The sequence below is a fragment of the Gemmobacter aquatilis genome (assembly GCF_900110025.1).
GTDB lineage: Bacteria > Pseudomonadota > Alphaproteobacteria > Rhodobacterales > Rhodobacteraceae > Gemmobacter > Gemmobacter aquatilis.
Genome location: NZ_FOCE01000001.1, coordinates 317,613 through 341,588, shown reverse-complemented (window position 1 = coordinate 341,588; position 23,976 = coordinate 317,613). Strand labels below are relative to the sequence as shown.

The following is a 23,976-nucleotide window of genomic DNA, read 5'->3' as shown; positions in this document are numbered from 1 at the left end:
TCTCTAACGCTGCAGAAATGCGTCCACTTCAGCCGCCGTGGGGATCGCCTGCGCCGCCCCCTGCCGCGTCACCTGAAGCGCCGAGGCGGCGGCGGCGCGGCGCATCGCGGCCTCGCGCGGCAGGCCAAGATCCAGCGCTGCCGCCAGCGTGCCGATGAACGTATCGCCCGCGCCGGTGGTATCAACCGGGGTCACCTTGAACGCGGGCATGAACAGCGGCTCGGCCCCTGCCGAAAGCCACTCCGCCCCCTGCGCGCCCTTGGTGATCAGGCAATCCAGCGGCGGCAGCGTGCCTTCAGCAGCACGCAGTTGCGCCGCCTCCCCCTCGTTCATCACCAGCAGCGAGACCTGCGGCAACACCGCACGCACGGCGGCAATTTCAAACGGGGCGGCGGAATAGATCACCCGCATCCCCCGCGCCGCTGCCAAGGCCGCCGCCTCGACCTGCGCCGAGGTTTCATTCTGCACCAGCAGCGTATCGCCCGCCCGGGCCCCGGCCAGCGCCGCGCCCGCCATGTCACCGCTCAGAACCCGATTGGCGCCGGGATAGATGACGATGCTGTTTTCCGCCGCCGGATCGACATTGATGATCGCATGCCCGGTCGGCTCCACCCCCACCGCGACATGCCGCAGATCGACACCATATCCCGCCAGTTCGGCCAGCACCCCGTCGCTGCCCGGTCCCACCGCGCCGATATGGTACACGCAGGCCCCGGCGCGGGCGGCGGCGACCGACTGGTTCGCCCCCTTCCCGCCCAGACCCTGCGCATAACCCAGCGCCGAGAGGGTTTCCCCCGCCGCTGGCAGATGCGGCACGCGATACACATGGTCGATATTGATCGAGCCGAGATTGTAGATCGCCATGCCGCCCCCTCCGTTTCAGCCGATTTTGCAGGCAGCCAGCGCCGCCATGTTCAGAATGTCGTTCACCGTGGAATTGCTGGAACAGATCTGGATCGGTTTCTTCACGCCGGTCAGAATCGGGCCGATCACCGTTGCCCCTGCCATTTCCTGCATCAGCTTGACCGAGATCGAGGCCGAATGTCGCGCCGGAACGACCAGAATATTGGCCGGGCCCGACAGGCGACAGAACGGATAACCCGCCATCGCCGTCGGGTTCAGCGCCACATCCACCGTCATTTCGCCCTCATACTCAAAATCCACCTTCATGCGGTCCAGCACCTTGGGCGCCTCGTGCATCTTGGTGGCGCGTTCCGACACCGGATAGCCGAAGGTCGAGAAGCTGACGAAAGCCACGCGCGGCTCCAGCCCCAGCCCACGGGCAACGGCAGCGGCGCGCACAGCGATATTGGCCAGATCTTCCGGTTCCGGCCATTCCTGCACCAGCGTATCGCCCATCAGCACGATCCGCCCCTTGTGCAGCAGCGCCGTGATCCCCACGGCCCCATCTGCCGCCGTGGCATCGAACACATGGTTGATCAGGCTCAGCACATGCGCCGATTTGCGCGTGGCGCCAGTAACAAGCCCGTCGCCATGCCCATGGGCCAGCATCAGCGCCGAGAAAACGTGCCGGTCCCGCGCCGCAAGGCGGTGGATGTCGTGCCGGTCAAACCCTTGGCGTTGCAGGCGGTTATAGAGGAAATCCTTGTAGGTATCGAGGTGGCGGGAATTGGCGGCGTTCACGATTTCCAGCTCGCGCACGGCATCATGCAGGCCCGCCGCATCCAGCTTTTCGCGCACGTCCTGTTCGCGCCCGACCACCAGTGCCTTGCCCAGCCCGGCACGCTGATAGGCCACAGCCGCACGCAGCACGCGCGGGTCATCGCCCTCGGCAAAGATCATCCGCGCCTGCGCCTGCCGCGCCCGGGCATGAACGCCCTGCAGGATCGAGGCCGTCGGGTCCATCCGCGACTTGAGGCTCAACTCATAGGCCTTCAGGTCAATGATCGGGCGGCGGGCGACGCCGGTATCCATGCCGGCCTTGGCGACCGCAGGCGGGATCACATAGATCAGACGCGGGTCGAAGGGCGTGGGGATGATGTAATCGCGCCCGAAGCTGAGCTTGCGGCCATAGGCCATCGCCACTTCGTCCGGCACATCTTCGCGCGCCAGCGCGGCCAGCGCGCGGGCGCAGGCGATCTTCATTTCGTCATTGATCGCGCGGGCGTGGATGTCCAACGCGCCCCGAAACAGATAGGGGAAGCCCAGCACGTTGTTCACCTGGTTCGGATAGTCCGACCGCCCGGTGGCCACGATGGCATCGGCGCGCACGGCGTGGGCTTCCTCGGGGGTGATTTCCGGGTCGGGGTTGGCCATGGCAAAGATGACCGGGTTTTCGGCCATCGAGGCCACCATTTCAGGCGTCACCGCGCCCTTGGCCGACACACCAAGGAACACATCGGCGCCCATCATCGCATCTTCCAGCGTGCGCGCATCGGTGCGCGCGGCATGGGCCGATTTCCACTGGTTCATGCCCTCGGTGCGGCCCTGATAGATCACACCCTTGGTGTCGCACATGATGCAATTGTCATGCCGCGCGCCCATGGCCTTCAGCAGTTCCAGACAGGCAATCCCCGCCGCCCCGGCCCCATTCAGCACGATGCGGCAATCTTCGATCTTCTTGCCGCTGATCTCCAGCGCGTTCAGCAGACCGGCGGCACAAATCACCGCCGTGCCATGCTGGTCGTCATGGAACACCGGGATGTCCATCATCTCTTTCAGCCGCTGTTCGATGATGAAACATTCCGGCGCCTTGATGTCTTCAAGGTTGATGCCGCCAAAGGTCGGCCCCATCAGGGACACCGCCTTGATGATCTCCTCCGGGTCTTCGGTATCCAGTTCGATGTCGATGGCATTCACATCGGCAAAGCGCTTGAACAGCACCGCCTTGCCTTCCATCACCGGCTTGGACGCCAGCGCCCCCAGATTGCCCATGCCCAGAATGGCAGTCCCGTTGGAAATCACCGCCACCATGTTGCCCTTGACGGTATAGTCATAGGCGGTTTCGGGCCGGTCGGCGATCGCCTGCACCGGCACGGCCACGCCGGGGCTGTAGGCCAGCGACAGGTCGCGCTGCGTGGCCATCGGCGTGGTGGCAACGATCTCGTATTTGCCCGGTTTCGGCTCCAGGTGATAGGCGAGCGCTTCTTCCGGGGTGATCTTGTTCTTGGTCATCAGGGGGCCATCCTGCATTGAATTTGCAGCCGTCATAGCGCCCCCACTCTCGCCTGCCAACGACGCACTTGGCGCTTTTCGCGGTCAAAGCGGTTTTGTAGGGTCGCAGGGTTCACAGGAGGACAGTTGGTGACCGAAGAAACCGTCACGCCGATGATGGCGCAGTATCTGGAGATCAAGGCGCAGTATGCCGATGCGATCCTGTTCTACCGGATGGGCGATTTCTACGAGATGTTTTTCGCCGATGCCGTCGCCGCATCCGAGGCGCTGGACATCGCGCTGACCAAACGCGGCAAGCATCTGGGCGAAGACATCGCCATGTGCGGCGTGCCGGTTGTCGCGGCCGAAGGGCATCTGCTGGCGCTGATCCGCAAAGGCTTTCGCGTGGCAATTGCCGAACAGATGGAAGACCCGGCCGAGGCGAAGAAGCGCGGCTCAAAATCGGTGGTGCGGCGCGATGTGGTGCGGCTGGTCACCCCCGGCACCCTGACCGAAGACAGCCTGCTGGAGGCACGGCGCCACAACTACCTTTGCGCCTTTGCCGAGGTGCGCGACGAGGGTGCGCTGGCCTGGACCGATATTTCCACCGGCGAGTTGCGGGTGATGCCCTGCCCCCGCCCGCGCCTGTCGCCCGAACTGGCCCGCCTCGCCCCGCGCGAAGTGCTGGTTTCTGAAACCGCAGAGGCCGAGCTTGACGGGCTGATCCGCGATCTGGGGGCCGCGATCACCTCGCTGTCGCGGGCGAGCTTTGACAGTGCCGGCGCCGAGAAGCGGCTTTGCGCCTTGTGGCAGGTGGGCACGCTGGAGGCGTTTGGCAGCTTTGGCCGCGCCGAACTGGCCGCGATGGGCGCGCTGGTGGATTATCTGGAGCTGACCCAGCGCGGTAAGCTGCCGCTGCTGCGCCCGCCGCTGCGTGAGGCACTGGGGGGCGCCATGCAGATCGACGCGGCAACCCGGCGCAATCTGGAAATCACTGCGGCCCTGTCGGGTGGGCGGGCCGGTTCGCTGCTGGATGCGGTGGACCGCACGGCGACGGCGGGCGGGGCGCGGTTGCTGGAACGGCGCCTCGCCGCACCCTCGCGCGATCTGTCGGTGATCGCGGCGCGGCTGGATGCGGTGGACCTGCTGGTGGACCGCGCCCGCCTGCGCGACGATCTGCGCGAGGCGCTGCGCCGCGTGCCCGACATGGACCGCGCGCTGTCCCGCCTTGCGCTGGACCGTGGCGGCCCGCGCGACCTTGCCGCGATCCGTTCCGGCCTGTCGCAAGCGGCATTGATTGCCGATCTGATGTCGGGGCTGGAACCCGGATTGCTGACCGATGCCGCCTTGGGGCTGCGCGGGCATGATCAAATTATTTCCTATCTTTATCAATCACTTGTCGAAGAACCGCCGCTTCTGGCCCGCGATGGCGGCTTCATCGCGGCAGGGTTTGACGCCGAATTGGACGCCACACGCCGCTTGCGCGACGAAGGCCGTGGCGTGATCGCTGCCATGCAGGCCGATTACATTTCACAAACCGGCATCCAGAGCCTGAAGATCAAACATAATAATGTGTTGGGATATTTCATCGAAACCACCTCGACCCATGCCGAGCGGATGCTGGCGCCGCCGCTGAACGAAACCTTCATCCACCGCCAGACCACCGCCAACCAGGTGCGCTTCACCACCGTACCGTTGAGCGAGATCGAGACGAAGATCCTCAACGCCGGCAACCACGCGCTGGAACTGGAAAAGCGCCACTTCGCCGATCTGCGCGCGGCGGTGCTGGCCGAAGCCGGGCGGATTGGCGTCGCGGCGCAGGGGCTGGCGGAACTGGACGTGGCGGCGGGCTTTGCCGATCTGGCGGTGGCCGAAGACTGGGCACGCCCGCACGTCGATGCCAGCCATGCGTTTCATGTGGAACAGGGACGCCACCCGGTGGTGGAGCGTGCCCTGCGACGGCAGGGCGCCGGGCCTTTCGTCGCCAATGACTGCGCACTGACCGATGAACGCACCCCGGCGATCTGGTTGCTGACCGGGCCGAACATGGCCGGTAAATCCACCTTCCTGCGGCAGAATGCGCTGATCGCCCTGCTGGCCCAGGCCGGTGCCTTCGTGCCTGCCCGCGCGGCGCATATCGGGCTGGTCAGCCAGTTGTTCAGCCGTGTCGGCGCCTCCGACGATCTGGCGCGCGGGCGATCCACCTTCATGGTAGAGATGGTGGAGACGGCCGCGATCCTCAATCAGGCCGACGACCGGGCGCTGGTGATCCTGGATGAAATCGGGCGCGGCACGGCGACCTATGACGGGCTGTCGATCGCCTGGGCCACGCTGGAGCACCTGCACGACGCCAACCGCTGCCGCGCGCTGTTCGCCACCCATTACCACGAAATGACCGCGCTGGCGGGCAAGCTGCCGGGGGTCGAGAACGCCACCGTCACGGTGAAGGAGTGGGAAGGCGAGGTGATCTTCCTGCACGAGGTGAAGAAGGGCGCCGCAGACCGCAGCTATGGCGTGCAGGTGGCCCGACTGGCTGGCCTGCCCCCCGCAGTGATTGACCGCGCCAAGGTGGTGCTGGAAGCGCTGGAGGCGGGCGAGCGGCAGGGCACCCGGCAGAAGGCACTGATCGACGATCTGCCGCTGTTCCGCGCCGCACCCCCTGCCCCGTCAAAGGTGGTAACAAAACCCTCAGCCGTGGAAGCCCGGCTGCGCGACATTCAGCCGGACGAGTTGACCCCGATGCAGGCGCTGAAGCTGATCTATGAAATGAAACAGGCGCTGGCGGAATAGCCAGCGCCTGCGCGTCATGGAATATGGGGCTCAGCCCTGCGTGTTGGACGACACGCCGACCTGCGCCGGGCGCAGCAGGCGGTCATGCAGCAAGAAGCCTTCGGTCATCACCTGAATGATCTGCCCCGCCTTGGTGCCGGGCACCGGCGCCTCGAACATCGCCTGATGCTGCTGCGGATCGAAAGTATCGCCAATCTCGGGCATGATCGGGGTCACGCCGTGCTTGGTCAGCACCGACAGCAACTCGCGCAGCGTCAGTTCGATGCCTTCGATCAGCGCGGGCGACTGCGCGCGGTTTTCATCCGTCACCACATTCAGTGCGCGGCGCAGGTTGTCATAGACCGGCAGCATGTCGCGGGCCAGACGTGAGCCACCAAACTGCTCGGCCTCGCGCCGGTCGCGTTCACCGCGTTTGCGGGCGTTTTCGGCATCGGCCAGCGCACGCATGAACTTGTCGCGCATCTCGTCGCGTTCGGCGCGCAGCGCCTCCAGCTCGCCCGCCTCGATGAATTCCTCGAATTCTTCCAGCTTGAGATCGTTCGACCCTGCCTGATCCTGCGCCATATCTTCTTCCTCGATCCTCTGTCTGCTCATCCCACCCCCCGGTCGGCAACCATCCGCCCGACGAGTTGCGCCGTGTAATCGACGATGGGAACAACGCGCCCGTAATTGAGTCGCGTCGGCCCGATCACCCCCACGGCACCGATGATCTTTCGATCCGCGTTCATATAGGGAGAGACCACCAAAGAGGAACCCGAAAGTGAAAAGAGTTTGTTCTCTGACCCAATAAAAATACGCACCCCTTCGCCCTGTTCGGTCAGATCCAGGAAATCGGCGATGTCGCGCGTGCGCTCCAGATCATCGAACAACTGGCGCACGCGATCCAGATCGGCGGCTTCGGCGGTATCATCCAGCAGATTGGCCCGACCGCGGATGATCAGCCGCTCGCTCTGCTCGCCCGCGTCCTGCCACAGCGCCAGACCGCTTTCCACCAGACTGCGCGCCAGCGAATCGATTTCCTGCCGCCGCCGTGTAATCTCTCCCCGGACCGAACCGCGCAGATCCGACAGCGTTTTGCCGCCCGCCAGCGCATTCAGAAAATTCGCCGCCTCACGCATGGCCGAGGGCGTCAGCCCCGGCGGTGGGGTGAAAAGCCGGTTCTCGACATGGCCATCAGCAAAGACCAACACCACAAGTGCGCGCTGCGGCGCCAGATTGACGAATTCGATATGGCGGATCGGCGCCTCTTCGTGCTTCGGCGTCAACACCAGACTGGCACCGCGGGTGATCCCCGACAGTGCCGACCCGACTTTATCCAGCAGCGCCGCCACATCCGGCGTATCCCCGCCCAGTGTGGCATCCAGCATTTCGCGGTCTGCCGCCGTGACGCTGCCCACCTCCAGCAATCCATCGACAAACATCCGCAGGCCCAGATGAGTCGGGATACGCCCTGCCGATACATGCGGGCTGTCCAGCAGCCCGAGATATTCCAGATCCTGCATCACATTGCGGATGGTCGCGGCGGAAATCTTCTCGCTGAAATCCCGCGTCAAGGTGCGCGACCCCACGGGATCGCCCGACACCAGATAGCCTTCGACCACGCGGCGGAACACCTCGCGCGAGCGGTCGTTCAGTTCGGCAAGCAGTCTCGCCCTGTCAGACATCATGTTCACCCAAGTTCCGGCCTAGCACGTTACGGCGCGCGGCCGGGCAGCGTCAATGAGGGTTGCATCACGCGGGCTGCGATGGGTATCTGGGTCAAACTTATACACAAGGATACACACATGCGGCCCTCTGGACGGAGCTTGAACCAACTGCGCACGGTTTCCATTGAAACGGGCGTGACCAAACATGCGGAAGGCTCCTGCCTGATCCGCATGGGTGACACGCATGTGCTCTGCACCGCCACGATCGAAGAAAAGGCCCCGCCCTTCCTGAAGAACACCGGGCTGGGCTGGGTGACCGCCGAATACGGCATGCTGCCGCGCGCCACAAACACCCGCACCCGGCGCGAGGCTGCCGCTGGTAAGCAAAGCGGGCGGACTCAGGAAATCCAGCGCCTGATCGGTCGGGCGCTGCGCGCGGGCGTTGACCGTTCGGCACTGGGAGAGCGACAGATCGTTGTCGATTGCGATGTGATTCAGGCCGATGGCGGCACGCGCTGCGCCTCGATCACCGGCGGCTGGGTGGCGCTGCGGCTGGCGATGAACAAGCTGCTGAAGGCGGGCGCGATCAGCTCTGACCCGATGCTGGATCATGTCGCTGCGGTGTCCTGTGGCATCTATGCCGGGCAGCCGGTGCTGGATCTGGACTATCTGGAGGATTCGGCGGCAGGCACCGACGGCAATTTCATTCTGACCGGCGCGGGCAAGCTGATCGAGGTGCAGATGTCGGCAGAGGGCGCGACCTTCTCGCGCGGTGAAATGAACGAGTTGCTCGATCTGGCGGGCGAAGGTATCGCCGCGCTGGTGGTCGCCCAGAAAGCTGCGCTGGCGTGATGCGCAAGTTCGCGGACAAAACGCTGGTTGTGGCCACACACAACAAGGGCAAGCTGGAGGAGATCGACGCGCTTCTGCGGCCCTTCGGCATCGCAGTAACCTCGGCCGGGGCGCTTGGGCTGGCCGAACCCGCAGAAACCGAAACGACCTTTGTCGGCAATGCCCGGATCAAGGCCCATGCGGCGGCACAGGCGACCGGCCTTCCTGCGCTGGCCGACGATTCGGGCATCATGGTCGATGCACTGGACGGGGCGCCGGGGGTTTATACGGCAGATTGGGCCGAAACCCCTACAGGTAGGGATTTCGACATGGCGATGCGCAAGACATGGGAAGCCCTGGAACAGAAGGCCGCCCCCTACCCGCGCACTGCCGCCTTTTGCTGCACGCTGGTTCTGGCCTGGCCCGACGGGCATGACGAGGTGTTTGAAGGGCGGATGCCAGGGCAGATCGTCTGGCCGGGTCGGGGTTCGCAAGGGCACGGCTATGATCCCATCTTCCAACCCGAAGGCTATGCCATTACCTTTGGTGAAATGGATCGCTGGGAAAAGAACCAGATCAGCCACCGGGCTGATGCGTTTCGCAAACTCGTGGCAGGTTGTTTCACGTGAAACATTGCAGCGCGCGGCGGGCAGAAGGCGTCGCGCGCATCAGACGCTAGGCAAAGGCGGTCGGTATGGAAGATTGGCAGGCGGCAGGCTTTGGCCTTTATGTGCATTGGCCGTTTTGCCAATCCAAATGCCCCTATTGCGATTTCAACAGCCATGTCGCAGCGCAGATAGATCAGCGCCGTTGGGCCGAAGCCTATATCGCGGAAATCAAGCGCACCGCCGCCTTGGTTCCGGGCCGCACCTTGCGCACCATCTTCTTCGGCGGCGGCACCCCGTCGCTGATGGAGCCGGAAACCGTTGAAGCGGTCATTCAAGCCGCACTGTCGAGCTGGAACGCTGCAAATGACATCGAGATCACGCTGGAGGCCAATCCCGGCTCGGTCGAGGCTGCCCGCTTTGCGGGCTATCGGCAAGCGGGGGTGAACCGGGTATCGCTCGGCGTGCAGGCGCTGAACGATACCGATCTGCGACGGCTGGGGCGGATGCACAGCGTCACTGAGGCCCGCGCCGCACTGGACATTGCACAAGCCAGCTTTGATCGCGTCAGTTTTGACCTCATTTATGCGCGCCAGGATCAAACGCTGGCCCAATGGGAGGCTGAACTCACCGAGGCCCTGCGCCTGTCCAGCGGCCATTTGTCGCTCTACCAACTGACCATCGAAGACGGCACGGTTTTTGGCGAGCGCCATGCCCGCGGCCTGCTGCGCGGCCTTCCCACCGAGGATCTGGGTGCGGATTTCTTCGACCTGACGCAAGATCTGTGCAATGCCGCCGGAATGCCCGCCTATGAGGTTTCAAACCACGCAAAGCCGGGGCAAGAGGCCCGGCATAACCTGATCTACTGGCAGGCGGGCGACTATGCCGGAATCGGCCCAGGCGCCCATGGCCGCCTGACCCGTGATAGCGTGCGCTTTCCTACCGCAGCCGAGCGGACACCCGGGCTTTGGCTGGCCGCTGCCGAATCTCCGTTGGGTGTGACTGACATGGAGCACGCCCTAACCCCGGAAGAGCAGGCCATCGAATACCTGCTGATGGGGCTGAGACTGTCTTCCGGCATCTCGCTGGCACGGCTGAGCGCAATGCTCACCCACCCCTACCCTGCGACGGCGATTGACGACCTGGAGTCCCTCGGACTGGTTCATGTGCAAGAAGACGTGCTGTCGGTGACCGCCAAGGGGCGACCGTTGCTGAATGCCGTTCTGGAAAAACTCGTGGGGGCACTGTGACATGCGCCTGATCTGGCTGATTGCAGGCGGGCTGGCCACGCTTCTGGGCATCGTAGGCGTCGTGACGCCCATCCTGCCGACCGTGCCTTTCCTGATCCTCGCCGCCTTCTGCTTTTCAAAATCGTCAGAGCGATTGCACAACTGGCTGATCAACCATCCGCAATTCGGCCCGCCCATCCTCGCCTGGCGGGAACGCGGCGCCATCAGCCTGAGGGCGAAGCAATTCTCCACCCTGTCGATGCTGGCGGTCTGGCTGATCTCGGCTGTGCTGGGCTTGCCAATCTGGCTTCTGACGCTTCAGGCCGCAGCCCTTGGGGCCACGGCACTGTTTATATGGAGCCGTCCCTCGGCATAAGCGACAGCACCCGGCACAGCAGGTCCAGATCTTCCAGTGTATTATAGCGGATGGACAGCGTGCCCCGTTCGCCGCCCGGTTCATGCGCGATCATCACCGCCATGCCAAGATTGGCGCTCAGATCCGCCTCCAACGCACGCGTATCCGCATCCTTTTCTGCCCCAGCAGAGCGGCGAGCCGATTCCCCCTTGCGCCCCTCAGAGGCAGGTTTGCGCACCAGCTCCTCTGTTTCCCGCACGTTCAGCCCACGCGCGACGACCGCCTTTGCCAGTTCCGACGCATCGGGCGCCGTAATCAATGCCCGCGCATGGCCAGCACTCAACTGCCCCCCCCGCACCAGACCCTGAACATCCTCGGGCAGGTTCAGCAAGCGCAGAAGATTCGCGATATGGCTGCGGCTTTTCGACAGAGCTTCGGCCAGCTTTTCCTGGGTATGGCCAAACCGATCCATCAACTGACGATAGGCCAGCGCTTCTTCGATCGCATTCAGATCAGCACGCTGGATGTTCTCGATGATCGCGACTTCAAGAACTTCCGTGTCGTCGAAATCGCGGATCAGCACCGGCAATTCATGCAGTTGCGCCAGCTGCGCCGCGCGCCAGCGCCGCTCACCGGCAACAATCTCATAGCTGTTCGTGCCCGCGATGGGCCGCACAATCAACGGCTGCAACACGCCCTTCTGTTGCAGGGAATTGGCAAGTTCGCGCAGATTTTCATCCGTGAAGCTGCGCCGTGGCTGCAATGGGTTGGGCTTGATCCGCTCAATCGGCAAGACATCCGATGCCCGCGCAGCCCCGGGGGCAGCGGCCACCGGCGCCGGATCCACGCTGATATCTGCCATCAATGCCGAAAGCCCGCGCCCCAAACCCCGGCGCTCGATCTTCTTTTCCATGCTCAGCTCTCTTTTCCGGCGCGTTCCGCCATTCCATGATGCGCCGCGATTTCGCGCGCCAGGGCCCGATAGGCCTCGCTTCCCTTGGACGCGCTGTCATAGGTCAGCACCGGCATGGCATAAGACGGCGCCTCGCTGACCCGCACATTGCGCGGAATCACTGTGGCAAACACCAGATCGCCCAGCGTTTCGCGCACATCTTTTTCAACCTGAAGCGACAGGTTGTTGCGCCCGTCATACATGGTCAACACCACCCCCTCGATCCGCAACTGCGGGTTGGCGGATTCGCGCACCTTGCGAATGGTCAGCATCAGTTGCGACAGGCCCTCCAGCGCAAAGAACTCGCTTTGCAACGGGATCAGCACCGAATGGCTGGCGCAAAGGGCATTCACGGTCAACAAGCTCAGCGAAGGCGGACAGTCCAGCAGGATGAAATCCAGCTGCAATCCGTCAATTTCACGCTGCCGCAACGCATCATGCAGCAAGAAGCTGCGCTTCTCGTTTGACACAAGTTCGATGTCGGCCGAGGCCAGATCGGCATTTGCCGGGCAGATCAACAGATTCTGGATCAGAGTCTGCTGAATCGCGTCGGTGATCGCCACGTCTTCCAGCAGCACATCATAGCTCGTCAGATCCCGCTGCGAGACATCTACCCCAAGGCCGGTGGAGGCATTGCCCTGCGGATCCAGATCCACAAGCAGAACACGCGCCCCCATTTCTGCCAATCCTGCCCCAAGATTGATCGCAGTGGTGGTCTTGCCCACACCGCCCTTCTGGTTCGTGACGGCAATGATGGTGGGCTGGCGCGGGCGGGTGGGATCAGACATGGCGGATATTCTTCACTTTGATCACTTCGGCATCAGCATTGGTAAGGCTGGGATATGTCTCGACCGTGAAATCCCAGATTGCACGCGCCTCGTCAATTTCCGCCGCAGCATGGCTGCCTTTTGGGAAAATGGCAAACCCGTCCGCCGCCATATGCCGGGCCGCATGGCTGCACAGCACCTTCAATGGCGCAAGCGCACGCGCCGAGATGACATCCGCATTCTGCGGCGCCAGCGACTCGATCCGCACCGCTGAAACTGTTACCGGCAACTCAAGCCGCTGCGCGACCTGCCGCAGAAAGGTCGCCTTGCGCAGATCGGATTCCACCAGATGGAAATGCAGATCCCGGCCCTGCCCCTGCGCGATGATCGCAAGAACCAGGCCTGGCAAACCACCACCGCTGCCCAGATCCAGCCAGGTTCCGGTCACATCGCCAAAATGCTCCGCCAATTGCGCGGAATCAACAATGTGGCGCTGCCACAAATCCTCCAGCGTGGATTTGGCGACCAGATTGATCGCCACATTCCACTTGCGCAGCATTTCGACATAGATCTCTAGCTTTGCCAGTGTTTCACGTGAAACATCCAACGGCAGATCTCCCGCCATCATGCGCCAACCGCCTTCTGGCCGAGCCCCCGGCGCAACCGCGCCAGAATCAGCACCAGCGCGGCCGGTGTCATCCCCTCGATCCGGCTTGCTTGTGCGAGGTTGGCAGGGCGCGCGCGCTGCAACTTCTGCGTCAACTCACCCGACAGACCGGAAAGCGCCGCAAAATCGAAATCCACCGGAATTTCCATCGCCTCATCCCGGCGAATCGCTGCCGCATCCGCTTTCTGGCGGTCCGCAAATTGAGCATAGATCGCATCGGTGCGAATCTGCGCGCGCAAATCCACATCCAGCGCATCGAACTCGACACAACACCCGGCGAAGGCTTCAACGCTGGCATCGGGAAAAGCCAGCAGTTCCAGTACCGATCGCCGTCCGCTGTCCTTGCTGACCACCACCCCGCTCTCTCCGGCTTCTTTCGGGGTCAATCGAAGGGCATCCAGCGCAGTTTTCGCACGGTCAAGCTTCATCATCTTTTCAGCAAAGATCTGAGCCCGCACTTCCCCGACGCAACCAATACGAATCCCTTCTTCGGTCAGCCGCTGATCCGCATTGTCCGCGCGAATCGAAAGACGGAACTCCGCGCGCGAGGTGAACATGCGATACGGCTCTGTCACGCCATAGCTCAGCAAATCATCCACCATGACGCCGATATAGCTCGACGCACGCGAAAAGATCACCGGATCCGCTTCTTGCACCGCCCGGGCTGCGTTCAGCCCGGCAACCAGACCCTGCGCCGCAGCCTCTTCATAGCCCGTCGTCCCATTGATCTGACCGGCAAAATACAGCCCCGGCACCGATTTGCTTTCCAACGTCGGGCGCAAACCACGCGGATCGAAATAGTCATATTCGATCGCATAAGCGGGCTGCAGGATGCGCACATCCTCCAACCCTTCAATCGACCGCACATAGGCCTCTTGCACTTCAACCGGCAGAGAGCTCGAAATTCCGTTGGGATAGACCGTGCTGTCCTCCAACCCCTCCGGCTCCAGAAACACCTGATGGCTGTCCTTGTCAGCGAAGCGCACAACTTTATCTTCGATCGAGGGGCAGTACCGCGGGCCGACCCCCTCGATATGCCCGCCATACATCGCCGAGCGCGACAGGTTCTGCCGGATGATGTCATGGGTACGCGGGTTGGTATGGGTGATACCGCAAGCGATTTGGCGCACAAAAGGCCGCTTGTTCAGGAAAGAAAACATCGTTGGCTCATCGTCGCCCAACTGCCGGTCCAGCTTTTCCCAGGCAATTGTCGTCCCATCCAGCCGCGGCGGCGTGCCGGTTTTCAGCCGCCCCCGCGCCAGATCAAAGCTTGCAAGCCGTTGCGCCAGCGCAATCGACGGTTTGTCCCCCATCCGCCCGGCACTGTGCCGCACATCCCCGATATGGATAATGCCGTTCAGGAAAGTGCCTGCCGTCAGAATCACCGCTCCGGCGCGAATCTCGCTGCCATCTGACAGACGAACCCCGACAACCCTCGCACCGTCCTGAACCAGATCGCTGACCTCGGCCTCCAGAATCTCCAGCCCGGCCTGCGCCGCCAGCGCAACCTGCATCTCGGCACGGTAAAGCGCCCGGTCCGCCTGTGTGCGCGGCCCCTGAACCGCTGGCCCCTTGCGCCTGTTCAACAGGCGGAACTGAATCCCCGCCCGGTCGGCAACCTGGCCCATCACGCCGTCCAGCGCATCAATCTCGCGCACCAGATGGCCCTTGCCCAGGCCGCCAATCGCTGGGTTGCAAGACATCGTACCGATATCGCGCCGCCGCAGCGTCACCAGAAGCGTTGCCGCCCCCATCCGTGCCGAAGCTGCAGCCGCCTCGCAGCCCGCGTGGCCCGCACCAATCACAATGACATCGAAATGTTTCACGTGAAACATCCTCACTTCCCGATACAGAAACTGGAGAAGATCTCGCCCAGCACATCTTCCACGCCGATCCGCCCGATCACAACATCAAGGGCACGGGTGGCCTTGCGAAGATACTCCGCCGCCAGCTCGATTCTTTCACTTCCCATCAATATCTCAACCCGCGCCGATTCCAAACCCTCGATCGCACCAATCACTGCCAAGCGGTGCCGTTCCCGCACCAGGCTCGAGGCTCCGGCGCTCCGCTCCATCAGCCGCGCGGTAATCTCGGCCACCAGCCGATCCACGCCTGCCCCGGTCTGACCGGAAATCGCCATCCCATCCGCAGCGCTGCGCAGATCGGCCTTCCCCAGCACCACCAGATCCTCTGCTTCCGGCTGGATCGGCAATTGCTCACCCGGTTCGGTCAACAGAAACACCCGCAAATCGGCCTGTCCAGCCCGTGCCAGCGCCCGCGAAACACCGATGGCCTCAACCTGATCCTCGGTTTCCCGCAGCCCTGCCGTATCCAGCAAGGTCACCGGCAGCCCGCTCAGCTCCATGCGCACTTCGATCACATCCCGTGTCGTCCCGGCAATTTCCGAAGTGATCGCAGCATCACGCCCGGCCAGAGCGTTCAGCAGCGTGGACTTGCCGGCATTCGGCGCACCGACAATCGCCACCTCGAACCCGTCGCGAATCCGCTCGGCAATCCGCGCGCCTGCCACTTCGGCCCGCATCTCGATCAGCAGCCCGTCGATCAACTGCAACACTTCAGGCGTCACATCGACCGGAACATCCTCGTCCACAAAGTCGATCACCGCCTCCAGCAGCGCCGCCGCGCGCAGCAGGCGGGTCCGCCAGCCCTCGATCCTCTGTCCGACATGGCCTGAAAACACCCGAAGCGCCTGCTTGCGCTGTGCTTCCGTCTCGGCGTCGATCAGATCAGCCAGACCTTCGACCTGCACCAGATCCAGTCGTCCGTTTTCCAGCGCCCGCCGGGTAAATTCCCCCGCCTCGGCCAACCGCAAACCCGGCTGATCGGCCAGCAACCGCAGCACCGCACCCACAACCGCCACCGATCCATGAAGCTGCAATTCGGCCACCGGCTCGCCGGTAAAGCTGCTGCCGCCGTCAAACAGCAGCACCAGACCTTCATCCAGCACATCGCTGCCCCGCCAGATCCGGCGCAGCGCGACCTGCCGCGCCTCGGGCAAGGGTCGCTGCGTCACCGCAGCTACAACCTCATGCGCGCGCGCCCCCGAAATGCGGATAACAGAAACACCCGCACGGCCTCTGGCGGTTGCCAGAGCGTAGATCGTATCCATCACCCACCCCGTGCGGTTGCAGCGTCAGGTATTCATCGAATCGAAGAACTCGGCGTTGGATTTGGTCTGCTTCAGCTTGGAAATCAAGAACTCGATGGCGTCCGTCGTGCCCATCGGGTTCAGGATGCGGCGCAGAACATAGGTTTTCTGCAGGTCCGACTTCTCGACCAGCAGATCTTCCTTCCGCGTGCCGGATTTCAGGATATCCATCGCCGGGAACACACGCTTGTCGGCCACCTTGCGGTCCAGCACGATCTCGCTGTTGCCGGTGCCCTTGAATTCTTCGAAGATCACCTCGTCCATGCGGCTGCCGGTGTCGATCAGCGCCGTCGCAATGATGGTCAGCGAGCCGCCTTCCTCGATGTTCCGCGCCGCGCCGAAGAAGCGCTTCGGGCGTTGCAGCGCATTCGCATCCACACCGCCGGTCAGCACCTTGCCGCTCGACGGCACAACGGTGTTGAAGGCACGGCCCAGACGGGTGATCGAATCGAGCAGGATCACCACATCGCGCTTGTGCTCGACCAGCCGCTTGGCCTTTTCGATCACCATTTCCGCCACAGCCACGTGCCGCGTCGCCGGTTCGTCGAAGGTCGAGGACACAACCTCCCCCTTCACCGAGCGCTGCATGTCCGTCACCTCTTCCGGCCGCTCGTCGATCAGCAGCACGATCAGATAACATTCCGGGTGATTGACCGCGATCGAATGCGCGATGTTCTGCAACAGAACCGTCTTACCCGTGCGCGGCGGCGCGACGATCAGCGCCCGCTGGCCCTTGCCGATGGGCGAAACCAGATCGATGATCCGCGCCGAGCGGTCCCGCACGGTCGGGTCTTCGACTTCCATCTTCAGCCGCTCATCAGGGTAAAGCGGCGTCAGGTTGTCAAAGTGCACCTTGTGGCGCGCCTTTTCCGGGTCATCGAAGTTGATCTTGGTCGCCTTGGTCAGGCAGAAATAGCGTTCGCTTTCGCGCGGCGCCTGAATGACACCTTCGATCGTGTCCCCCGTCCGCAGCGAAAACTGGCGGATCATCTCGGGGCCGACATAAATGTCATCCGGGCCGGGCAGATAGTTGGCCGAGGGAGAGCGCAGGAAGCCGAACCCGTCCTGCAACACCTCCAGCACACCGTCGCCGCCGATTTCCCAGCCTTCTTCGGCATGTTCCTTGAGGATCGAGAACATCATCTCGCCCTTGCGCATCGAGGGCGCGTTCTCGATCTCCCATTCCTCCGCCATTGCCAGCAGATCGGCCGGCGTCTTGGCTTTGAGATCGGAGAGGTTGAGCCGTTCGGTGTTCATGCAAAAGCCGTTCATCGCTTGGTGTCGCACCGCAATCGCGGGGCACCGGGTCACTGTCAAAATGGGAAACGCTTCGGACCGGACGGCCCAGCTTTCTGCCCTTTATGCGCAGCGAAGGCCCGAGTCAATCTTTTCAGGGCTGGCAGGGCGGTTCAGCCCCAGACCCACCTCAGAACTTCACGATCACCGAGGCGACAATCACCACCATCAGCAGCGTCGGCACCTCGTTCATCATCCGGTAGCGCCGCCCTGTCCGGGTGTTGCGCCCTTCCGCAAACTCCCGCCGTCGCCCCGCCAGCCACATATGGAACCAGGTCATTCCCAGCACGGAAGCCGCCTTGCTCCACGGCCAGATCATCGACCAGTCCACAATCCCCGGCGTCAGCACCAGCGCAAGCCCGAAGATCCAGGTCGCAATCATCGCCGGGTTCATGATCCCGCGCAGCAAGCGCCGCTCCATCACCTGAAACAGCCCATCCGTCTTCGTCCCGGCTTCGATCTGCTCTGCATGGTAAACGAACAGGCGCGGCAGGTAGAACAGCCCCGCCATCCAGCTGATCACCGAGATCACATGCAGGAATTTCACCCAGGCATAGCTCTCTGCCAGAAAGTCACTCATCACCGATCTCCGTTTGGATCTTCTTCTTCTTAAAGAAAGAGAAAGAAAAGAGAATGATGCAGTAGGGGCTAGGGATAACAGGATTTCCACTTTCCCCCACGAAGTTCCCCACATCCCGCGCACCGTGGATAAGTTGTCGTGGGCAGTTTGGTCCGATCCGGTCTTTTCGTGGTTTTCCAAAAGGATTCCAGCGTTCTTTCGCCCTGTTCTCTTTCCCACCGATCCGGGACAAGTTTTCCACGACCTGTGGATGGCACATTTTTCCCGACCCGGCTTGTCGCCTTTCTCACAGGTGGATAACAGTCGCGCTCATCTTGACAAGTCGGCCTTCCAACGGTCCCCTCTCCTCTGCACCCCGACTTGCCCAGAAATGGGCGTCAGGAACAAAACGGGATTTTCCACAGAGTGACCCCCATACCCAACCGCCCGCTTCTGCTTGCTTCCGCCTCTGCCACCCGGCTTGCGCTGCTGCGCGCGGCAGCGCTCGACGTGACCGCCCACGCTGCGCGGATCGACGAGGAAACCATCCGCCGCGCGCTGGAGGCTGAGGGCGCCCATCCCCGCGACATTGCCGATACCCTGGCCGAAATGAAGGCCCGCAAGATCGCAGACCGCAACCCCGAGGCGCTGGTGCTCGGCTGCGATCAGGTGCTGGAATTTGACCGCCGCGTCTGGGCCAAACCCGAAACGCCAGAGGAGGCGCGCACCCAGCTTTGCGCCCTGCGCGGCCAGACGCATCGCCTGCTCTCTGCCCTTGTGCTCTATGACGCTGGCGAACCCGTCTGGCGTCATGTCGGCCGCGCCGATCTGACGATGCGCGACTTCTCGGAGGCTTGGCTCGACAGCTATATCGCCCGCAACTGGGATAGTATCCGCCATTCCGTCGGCGCCTATAAGCTGGAAGAAGAAGGCGTGCGCCTTTTCACCCGCGTCGAAGGCGATTACTTTACCGTCTTGGGCCTGCCGCTTCTGCCGTTGCTCGGCTATCTGGAACTTCGAGGATTTATCGCCACATGACCGACCATCCGCGCATCCCGCTCGCCGGTGTCATCGGCTCGCCCATCGCGCATAGCCGCTCGCCCGCCCTGCATGGCTTTTGGTTGAAGCGTTACGGCATCAAAGGCCACTACGTCCCGCTGGACATCGCGCAGGCCGATCTGGCCGAGGCGCTGCGGATGCTGCCGAAAATGGGCTTCGTCGGCGCCAATGTCACCATTCCGCACAAGGAAACCGTGCTGCGACTGGCCGATGTGGTGACAGATCGCGCCGCGCTGATCGGGGCCGCAAATACGCTGATCTTCCGCAAGGATGGCAAGATCCATGCCGATAATACGGATGGCGCGGGCTTCATCGCCAACCTGCGCCAGCATGCGCCAAACTGGAACCCGCAGGCTGGCCCTGCCGCCGTCTTCGGTGCCGGTGGCGCCGCCCGCGCCGTGGTGGCCGCGCTGATCGAGGTTGGCGTGCCAGAGATCCGGCTCGCCAACCGCACCCGCACGCGGGCCGAGGTGTTCCGGTCGGATTTCGGCGCCAAGGTTACCGTGCATGACTGGATTCATGCCGGCGACATGCTGGAAGGCGCCGCGACCGTGGTCAATACCACCGCCCTCGGGATGACCGGCAAACCCGATTTCCGCATCCCGCTCGACGCGCTTGCCCCCGGTACGCTTGCCACCGATATCGTCTATACCCCGCTGAAAACCCAGTTCCTGATCGAGGCGGAAGAGGCGGGCGCCACCGTCGTCGATGGTCTGGGCATGTTGCTGCATCAAGCCGCCCCCGGCTTTGAACGCTGGTTCGGCCAACGCCCCGAGGTGGACGAGGCGACGCGCAAAGCCGTGCTCGGCGCATGACTCCGTTCCGCCTCGGCCTCACCGGCTCCATCGGTATGGGCAAATCCACCACCGCCGGGTTTTTCCGCGCGCAGGGCCTGCCGGTCTGGGATGCCGATGCCGCGGTGCATCGGCTCTACGCTCCCGGCGGCGCGGCTGTTGCCCCCATCGCCGCGCTTTGCCCCGAAGCGGTCACCGAGACCGGTGTTTCACGTGAAACGCTGAAATCCGCCCTGCAACGTGACCCCGCGCTTCTGCCAGCGCTGGAATCCCTCGTTCACCCGCTGGTCGCCGCAGATCGCGCCGCTTTCCTGGCCCAATGCACCGCCGACATCGCTGTGTTCGACATTCCGCTGCTGTTCGAAAAGGGATCGGAGGCCGAGATGGACGCCACCCTCCTCGTCACCGCCCCGCCCGCGCTGCAACGCGCCCGCGTCCTCGCCCGTCCCGGCATGACCGAGGCGCAATTCGCCCTGATCCTGTCGCGCCAGATGCCCGACCGTGACAAACGCGCCCGCGCCACGCATATCATCGAAACGCTGGGCCTTGCTGCCGTCGAGGCCGCCGTGCAGGCCCTGATCGCCTATCTGAAGGAAAGCCGCGATGCGTGAGATCGTTCTGGATACCGAAACCACCGGGTTCGAGCCGGCCGAAGGCCATCGCATCGTCGAAATCGGCGCGGTGGAGCTGTTCAACCACCTGCCCACCGGGCGCACCTATCACCAATACCTCAACCCCGAACGCATGATGCCGAAAGAAGCGTTCGAGGTTCACGGGCTGGGCGATGATTTCCTGCGTGACAAGCCGTTGTTCAAGCACTGCGCCCAGGCGTTTCTCGATTTCGTGGGCGATGCGAAGCTGGTCATCCACAACGCAGCCTTCGACATGAAATTCCTGAACTGGGAGCTGCGCAGCCACGGCTTTCCGCAACTGCCGAATGATCAGGCGATTGATACCGTGATGATGGCGCGACGCAAATTCCCCGGCTCCCCGGCCTCACTGGATGCGCTGTGCCGCCGCTTCGGCATCGACAATTCGATGCGCGAAAAGCACGGCGCGCTGCTCGACAGTGAAATTCTGGCCGAAGTCTATCTGGAACTGATCGGCGGTCGGCAACCCGATCTCGTGTTGGCGCCCTCACAGGCGCAGCCGCAAAAAGGCTCTGTGCAGGCCGAAACCGCATGGCGCGCCCGTCCGCGCCCCGAACCCCTGTCGCCCCGCATCACCGAGGCGGAAGCCGCCGCCCATGCCGCCTTCGTGGCAAAGCTGGGCGACGGCGCGATCTGGCTCAAACGTGGCTGATCACTGCACGGTTTCGGGTTGGGGCGCCTGGGCGCGGCGTGCCAGCTCCTGCCGATACAGCGCCAGATAATCCACCGTGTCGATGTTCAGCGCCGGGAAGCCGCCGTCGCGCGTCACGTCCGACACGATCCGCCGCACGAAGGGGAACAGCAGCCGGGGGCACTCGATCAGAAGGAACGGATGCAACTGCTCGTCCGGCACGCCTTCCACATGGAAGATCCCGGCATATTCCAACTCCAGCAGGAACAGCGTGTCGCCGGTTGTCTTGTTTTTCGAGGTGACGCGGAACTTGTTGATCACTTCGAATTGATGTTCCGGCCCACGCTTGCGCGCATCCAGGCTCACCGCCACCTGCACATCGGGCTGCACATCGCCGCCGGTCAGGCCCTTTTGTGCCACCATGTTTTCAAAAGACATGTCGCGCACATATTGCGCCAGCACGCTCATCTTCACCTGCGGCGCTGCATTTGCCTCGGTCATATCTGGTCCTCCTGCTGAAATCCTTGGGTCAATCCCTTGGCGCCATGTCTATCAGCACATCTGGCACGCCTCAATCACCCCTGATGTCGCGTCCAGCCCGAGGGCCGGTCACGCGGCACTTGCGGCGCCTCGCTGTCGATCTCGATGAACTCGCCGTCGATCACCACATCGGGGCGCCCGGTGGTATGGACGCCGAAATGCGCCTGCTGCACCGGAAAGCGTCGGGCCACAGCCGCGATCAGAAGATGGCGCAGCGGAGGCACCAGCAGCAAAAGCCCGATCATGTCGCCCAGAAACCCCGGCAGGATCAGCAGCAGCGCCGCGACCACCTTCACCGCATGATCGGCCAGCGGCGCCGCCGGGCTGCGCATCCCGTCCATCGCCGTCCGCAGATCCAGCGCTGCCCGCGCACCTTGCTTGCGCAGCAACACGACCCCCAGCAGCGCCGTGCCAAAAATCACCCCCAGCGACCCCATCAATCCGATGGCCCCGCCCAGCGTGATGAACAGCGCGATTTCGATCAGCATCAGCGCAATGAATGGGCCAAACAGCCGCATGACAACCTCTCTGCAAAACATCGGGGCCTCTGCCGGTGGACTTGTCGGGACCCCTTCCCTACATAGGAACGAAAGGTGTGCGAAACCAACCCCTGTCGAGGTCCGAATGAACAATGCGCTGATCCAACTCCTGGTGCTTGCCGGGGTCGCGGTCTTTCTCATCATCAAGCTGCGCAGCGTCCTTGGAACCCGTGAAGGGTTCGAAAAGCCGCCGCTGCCGGTTGAACCCGATGCCGTGAAGCCGGTGCTGCGGGACATGGATCCGCCAGACAACGCGGCGGATATGGACATCACCGACCATGTGCCTGATGGCAGCCCTGCCGCCAAGGCGCTGGCCGCGATGAAACTGGCCGAACCGAGCTTTTCGGTGAACACGTTCCTGCAAGGCGCGCGCGGCGCCTATGAGATGATTCTCATGGCCTATGAGCGTGGCGACATTGATACCGTGCGCCCCTTCCTCGCCCCCGAGGTGCAGGACAGCTTTGCCGAAGCCTTGGCGCAGCGGGCGGCGCAGGGTCTGACGATCGAGGCGAACTTCGTGGGCCTTGCCGAAATGACCCTGCAGGATGCTACCTTTGACCGGAACACCCGCGAGGCCGAAGTCACCGTGCGGTTTGGCGGCGAGTTGACCTCGGTCGTGCGCAACGCCAATGGCGAGATCATCGAGGGCAGCCCCACCTCTGTCAAACGCCAGCGCGATGTCTGGACCTTCGGGCGTCGCATGGGCGCCGCCGATCCCAACTGGCAGCTTGTCGCGACCGGGGAATGATGCGTGGCCTCGCCCGTCTTGCTGCCGCAGCCGTCCTTCTGTGGGTGGCAGGTATGAGCGCGGCCCCCGCGCAAGTCCTCGCCTTCGAGGAGCTTGACGGCTGGGCCGAAGACGACCAGCGCGAGGCGCTGACGGCCTTTCTCGAAACCTGCGACAAGCCGAAGGCGCCGGAATGGGGCCCGCTTTGCGCGCTGGCCGCCGATGCGGGCGCCACGCCCGAATCCGCCCGCGCCTTTTTTGAGCTGTTCTTCCTGCCGGTGATGATCGGCCACCCCCCCGCGCTGTTCACCGGCTATTACGAGCCGCTTCTCGACGGTTCGCCGGTGCGCACGCCGCGCTTTGCCTATCCGATTTATGCCCGCCCACCGGAACTGCGCGACGGCATCCAGTTTCATCCGCGTTCGGCCATTGAAAGTGGCATCCTGCGCGGGCGGGGGCTGGAACTGGCCTGGCTGGAAGACCCGGTCGATGTATTCTTCCTGCAGATTCAAGGCTCTGGCCGCATCCGTATGCCGAATGGATCGGTGATGCGCGTGGGCTATGCTGGCAAGAACGGCCACCCCTACCGCTCGGTCGGGTCGGAACTCGTGCGCCGGGGCACCTATACAGCCGATCAGGTTTCGGCGCAGACGATCCGCGGCTGGGTGAAGCAGAACCCCGCCCCCGGCAATGCGCTGCTGGATCATAACCCCTCTTACGTCTTCTTCCGCAAGCTGCCGAACCTTGCGGCGCATAAGGGCCCGATTGGTGCGCTGGGTCGTTCGATCACGCCGATGCGCTCGCTCGCCGTCGATCCGGCCTACAACCCGCTTGGTGCCCCGATCTGGATCGAGAAGAACGGCCGCGATCCGCTGCGCCGCCTGATGGTCGCGCAGGATACCGGCGGTGCGATCAAGGGCGCGCAGCGCGCCGACATCTATTTTGGCACTGGCGATGCGGCAGGCGATGCCGCAGGCATCGTGAAGGATGGCGGGCGCATGGTCGTGCTGCTGCCGATCGACCTCGCCTTCGCGACGCTTTCCGACGGCTGACGCC

General features: G+C 63.4%; 24 protein-coding genes. 11 read left to right on the top strand and 13 right to left on the bottom strand.

The window, feature by feature from the left end:
- Nucleotides 1-3: 3 nt before the first annotated feature.
- Complete coding sequence (locus BMX43_RS01640; RefSeq protein WP_091295812.1) at nt 4-864, bottom strand: ribokinase; 861 nt, start codon at nt 862-864, stop codon at nt 4-6.
- 15 nt (nt 865-879) lie between these two features.
- A complete protein-coding gene (locus BMX43_RS01635; RefSeq protein WP_091297061.1) occupies nt 880-3,135 on the bottom strand; it encodes an NADP-dependent malic enzyme in 2,256 nt (751 codons plus the stop codon).
- A 153-nt stretch (nt 3,136-3,288) separates the two neighbouring features.
- Here BMX43_RS01635 and mutS point away from each other — a divergent pair, with 153 nt between their 5' ends.
- A complete protein-coding gene (gene mutS, locus BMX43_RS01630; RefSeq protein WP_175482011.1) occupies nt 3,289-5,904 on the top strand; it encodes a DNA mismatch repair protein MutS in 2,616 nt (871 codons plus the stop codon).
- 30 nt (nt 5,905-5,934) lie between these two features.
- Here the strand turns inward: mutS and BMX43_RS01625 are convergent, their stop codons facing one another.
- Nucleotides 5,935-6,468, bottom strand: coding sequence for a nucleotide exchange factor GrpE (locus tag BMX43_RS01625; RefSeq protein WP_091297055.1), 534 nt, complete (start codon nt 6,466-6,468; stop codon nt 5,935-5,937).
- A 26-nt stretch (nt 6,469-6,494) separates the two neighbouring features.
- Nucleotides 6,495-7,568, bottom strand: a complete 1,074-nt coding sequence (hrcA, locus tag BMX43_RS01620) for a heat-inducible transcriptional repressor HrcA (protein WP_091297052.1) — start codon at nt 7,566-7,568, stop codon at nt 6,495-6,497.
- A gap of 120 nt (nt 7,569-7,688) precedes the next feature.
- Here hrcA and rph point away from each other — a divergent pair, with 120 nt between their 5' ends.
- From rph to BMX43_RS01600, 4 genes are all read left to right on the top strand, one after another.
- Nucleotides 7,689-8,402 (top strand): ribonuclease PH, encoded by a 714-nt coding sequence (gene rph, locus BMX43_RS01615; RefSeq protein ID WP_091295809.1) that lies wholly within the window; start codon nt 7,689-7,691, stop codon nt 8,400-8,402.
- A complete protein-coding gene (gene rdgB, locus BMX43_RS01610; protein WP_091295806.1) occupies nt 8,402-9,010 on the top strand; it encodes an RdgB/HAM1 family non-canonical purine NTP pyrophosphatase in 609 nt (202 codons plus the stop codon). Before rph ends, rdgB begins: the two co-directional genes overlap by 1 nt.
- 65 nt (nt 9,011-9,075) lie before the next feature.
- On the top strand, nt 9,076-10,236 hold the full coding sequence (gene hemW, locus BMX43_RS01605; RefSeq protein WP_091295803.1) for a radical SAM family heme chaperone HemW: 1,161 nt from the start codon (nt 9,076-9,078) through the stop codon (nt 10,234-10,236).
- A gap of 1 nt (nt 10,237) precedes the next feature.
- Nucleotides 10,238-10,591 (top strand): YbaN family protein, encoded by a 354-nt coding sequence (locus tag BMX43_RS01600; RefSeq protein WP_091295800.1) that lies wholly within the window; start codon nt 10,238-10,240, stop codon nt 10,589-10,591.
- On the opposite strand, the gene BMX43_RS01595 is transcribed toward BMX43_RS01600, so the two are convergent.
- The 7 genes from BMX43_RS01595 to hemJ form a co-directional block, all read right to left on the bottom strand.
- Entirely contained in the window at nt 10,566-11,483 is a 918-nt protein-coding gene (locus BMX43_RS01595; protein WP_091295797.1) for a ParB/RepB/Spo0J family partition protein, read from the bottom strand. The genes BMX43_RS01600 and BMX43_RS01595 overlap by 26 nt on opposite strands.
- 2 nt (nt 11,484-11,485) lie before the next feature.
- Nucleotides 11,486-12,310 carry a ParA family protein gene (locus BMX43_RS01590; RefSeq protein WP_091295793.1) on the bottom strand — a complete coding sequence of 275 codons (825 nt, stop codon included), beginning with the start codon at nt 12,308-12,310 and terminating at the stop codon, nt 11,486-11,488.
- Entirely contained in the window at nt 12,303-12,917 is a 615-nt protein-coding gene (rsmG, locus tag BMX43_RS01585) for a 16S rRNA (guanine(527)-N(7))-methyltransferase RsmG (RefSeq protein ID WP_091295791.1), read from the bottom strand. Before rsmG ends, BMX43_RS01590 begins: the two co-directional genes overlap by 8 nt.
- Nucleotides 12,914-14,782: a tRNA uridine-5-carboxymethylaminomethyl(34) synthesis enzyme MnmG gene (gene mnmG, locus BMX43_RS01580; protein WP_175481992.1), complete on the bottom strand. Its 1,869-nt coding sequence runs from the start codon at nt 14,780-14,782 to the stop codon at nt 12,914-12,916. The genes rsmG and mnmG overlap by 4 nt, the downstream gene beginning before the upstream one ends.
- A gap of 11 nt (nt 14,783-14,793) precedes the next feature.
- Complete coding sequence (gene mnmE, locus BMX43_RS01575; protein WP_091295786.1) at nt 14,794-16,086, bottom strand: tRNA uridine-5-carboxymethylaminomethyl(34) synthesis GTPase MnmE; 1,293 nt, start codon at nt 16,084-16,086, stop codon at nt 14,794-14,796.
- A gap of 24 nt (nt 16,087-16,110) precedes the next feature.
- Complete coding sequence (gene rho / locus BMX43_RS01570; protein WP_091297049.1) at nt 16,111-17,382, bottom strand: transcription termination factor Rho; 1,272 nt, start codon at nt 17,380-17,382, stop codon at nt 16,111-16,113.
- A gap of 169 nt (nt 17,383-17,551) precedes the next feature.
- The gene (gene hemJ, locus BMX43_RS01565; RefSeq protein WP_091295785.1) at nt 17,552-18,001 is read right to left on the bottom strand and encodes a protoporphyrinogen oxidase HemJ; all 450 of its coding nucleotides are present in this window, start codon (nt 17,999-18,001) and stop codon (nt 17,552-17,554) included.
- Between the two features lie 405 nt (nt 18,002-18,406).
- Between hemJ and BMX43_RS01560 the strand changes: the two genes are divergently transcribed.
- The 4 genes from BMX43_RS01560 to dnaQ are packed head-to-tail and all read left to right on the top strand — an operon-like array spanning nt 18,407 to nt 21,135.
- Nucleotides 18,407-19,018 carry a Maf family protein gene (locus BMX43_RS01560; protein WP_425431761.1) on the top strand — a complete coding sequence of 204 codons (612 nt, stop codon included), beginning with the start codon at nt 18,407-18,409 and terminating at the stop codon, nt 19,016-19,018.
- Nucleotides 19,015-19,854, top strand: a complete 840-nt coding sequence (locus BMX43_RS01555) for a shikimate dehydrogenase (protein ID WP_091295783.1) — start codon at nt 19,015-19,017, stop codon at nt 19,852-19,854. Before BMX43_RS01560 ends, BMX43_RS01555 begins: the two co-directional genes overlap by 4 nt.
- Nucleotides 19,851-20,444, top strand: a complete 594-nt coding sequence (coaE, locus tag BMX43_RS01550) for a dephospho-CoA kinase (protein WP_091295781.1) — start codon at nt 19,851-19,853, stop codon at nt 20,442-20,444. Before BMX43_RS01555 ends, coaE begins: the two co-directional genes overlap by 4 nt.
- Nucleotides 20,437-21,135, top strand: coding sequence for a DNA polymerase III subunit epsilon (gene dnaQ, locus BMX43_RS01545; protein ID WP_091295779.1), 699 nt, complete (start codon nt 20,437-20,439; stop codon nt 21,133-21,135). Before coaE ends, dnaQ begins: the two co-directional genes overlap by 8 nt.
- On the opposite strand, the gene secB is transcribed toward dnaQ, so the two are convergent.
- Together secB and BMX43_RS01535 are read right to left on the bottom strand one after the other, a co-directional pair.
- Nucleotides 21,136-21,615 carry a protein-export chaperone SecB gene (secB, locus tag BMX43_RS01540; RefSeq protein WP_091295777.1) on the bottom strand — a complete coding sequence of 160 codons (480 nt, stop codon included), beginning with the start codon at nt 21,613-21,615 and terminating at the stop codon, nt 21,136-21,138. It lies immediately after the preceding gene.
- Between the two features lie 74 nt (nt 21,616-21,689).
- Nucleotides 21,690-22,172, bottom strand: coding sequence for an FxsA family protein (locus BMX43_RS01535; RefSeq protein WP_091295775.1), 483 nt, complete (start codon nt 22,170-22,172; stop codon nt 21,690-21,692).
- Nucleotides 22,173-22,278: 106 nt separating this feature from the next.
- On the opposite strand from BMX43_RS01535, the gene BMX43_RS01530 reads away from it, so the two are divergent.
- Nucleotides 22,279-22,941: a Tim44/TimA family putative adaptor protein gene (locus BMX43_RS01530; RefSeq protein ID WP_091295772.1), complete on the top strand. Its 663-nt coding sequence runs from the start codon at nt 22,279-22,281 to the stop codon at nt 22,939-22,941.
- On the top strand, nt 22,941-23,972 hold the full coding sequence (mltA, locus tag BMX43_RS01525) for a murein transglycosylase A (protein WP_091297043.1): 1,032 nt from the start codon (nt 22,941-22,943) through the stop codon (nt 23,970-23,972). Before BMX43_RS01530 ends, mltA begins: the two co-directional genes overlap by 1 nt.
- Nucleotides 23,973-23,976 lie beyond the last annotated feature (4 nt).

Coding starts and splice junctions, on each gene's coding strand:
- BMX43_RS01640 (WP_091295812.1), bottom strand. CDS start 864: ATGGCGATCTACAATCTCGGCTCGATCAATATCGACCATGTGTATCGC.
- rsmG (WP_091295791.1), bottom strand. CDS start 12,917: ATGATGGCGGGAGATCTGCCGTTGGATGTTTCACGTGAAACACTGGCA.
- hemW (WP_091295803.1), top strand. CDS start 9,076: ATGGAAGATTGGCAGGCGGCAGGCTTTGGCCTTTATGTGCATTGGCCG.
- mutS (WP_175482011.1), top strand. CDS start 3,289: ATGATGGCGCAGTATCTGGAGATCAAGGCGCAGTATGCCGATGCGATC.
- BMX43_RS01625 (WP_091297055.1), bottom strand. CDS start 6,468: ATGGCGCAGGATCAGGCAGGGTCGAACGATCTCAAGCTGGAAGAATTC.
- hemJ (WP_091295785.1), bottom strand. CDS start 18,001: ATGAGTGACTTTCTGGCAGAGAGCTATGCCTGGGTGAAATTCCTGCAT.
- coaE (WP_091295781.1), top strand. CDS start 19,851: ATGACTCCGTTCCGCCTCGGCCTCACCGGCTCCATCGGTATGGGCAAA.
- BMX43_RS01595 (WP_091295797.1), bottom strand. CDS start 11,483: ATGGAAAAGAAGATCGAGCGCCGGGGTTTGGGGCGCGGGCTTTCGGCA.
- BMX43_RS01530 (WP_091295772.1), top strand. CDS start 22,279: ATGAACAATGCGCTGATCCAACTCCTGGTGCTTGCCGGGGTCGCGGTC.
- rho (WP_091297049.1), bottom strand. CDS start 17,382: ATGAACACCGAACGGCTCAACCTCTCCGATCTCAAAGCCAAGACGCCG.
- dnaQ (WP_091295779.1), top strand. CDS start 20,437: ATGCGTGAGATCGTTCTGGATACCGAAACCACCGGGTTCGAGCCGGCC.
- BMX43_RS01555 (WP_091295783.1), top strand. CDS start 19,015: ATGACCGACCATCCGCGCATCCCGCTCGCCGGTGTCATCGGCTCGCCC.
- BMX43_RS01600 (WP_091295800.1), top strand. CDS start 10,238: ATGCGCCTGATCTGGCTGATTGCAGGCGGGCTGGCCACGCTTCTGGGC.
- BMX43_RS01590 (WP_091295793.1), bottom strand. CDS start 12,310: ATGTCTGATCCCACCCGCCCGCGCCAGCCCACCATCATTGCCGTCACG.
- rdgB (WP_091295806.1), top strand. CDS start 8,402: ATGCGCAAGTTCGCGGACAAAACGCTGGTTGTGGCCACACACAACAAG.
- BMX43_RS01535 (WP_091295775.1), bottom strand. CDS start 22,172: ATGCGGCTGTTTGGCCCATTCATTGCGCTGATGCTGATCGAAATCGCG.
- BMX43_RS01635 (WP_091297061.1), bottom strand. CDS start 3,135: ATGACCAAGAACAAGATCACCCCGGAAGAAGCGCTCGCCTATCACCTG.
- rph (WP_091295809.1), top strand. CDS start 7,689: ATGCGGCCCTCTGGACGGAGCTTGAACCAACTGCGCACGGTTTCCATT.
- hrcA (WP_091297052.1), bottom strand. CDS start 7,568: ATGTCTGACAGGGCGAGACTGCTTGCCGAACTGAACGACCGCTCGCGC.
- mnmE (WP_091295786.1), bottom strand. CDS start 16,086: ATGGATACGATCTACGCTCTGGCAACCGCCAGAGGCCGTGCGGGTGTT.
- secB (WP_091295777.1), bottom strand. CDS start 21,615: ATGACCGAGGCAAATGCAGCGCCGCAGGTGAAGATGAGCGTGCTGGCG.
- mltA (WP_091297043.1), top strand. CDS start 22,941: ATGCGTGGCCTCGCCCGTCTTGCTGCCGCAGCCGTCCTTCTGTGGGTG.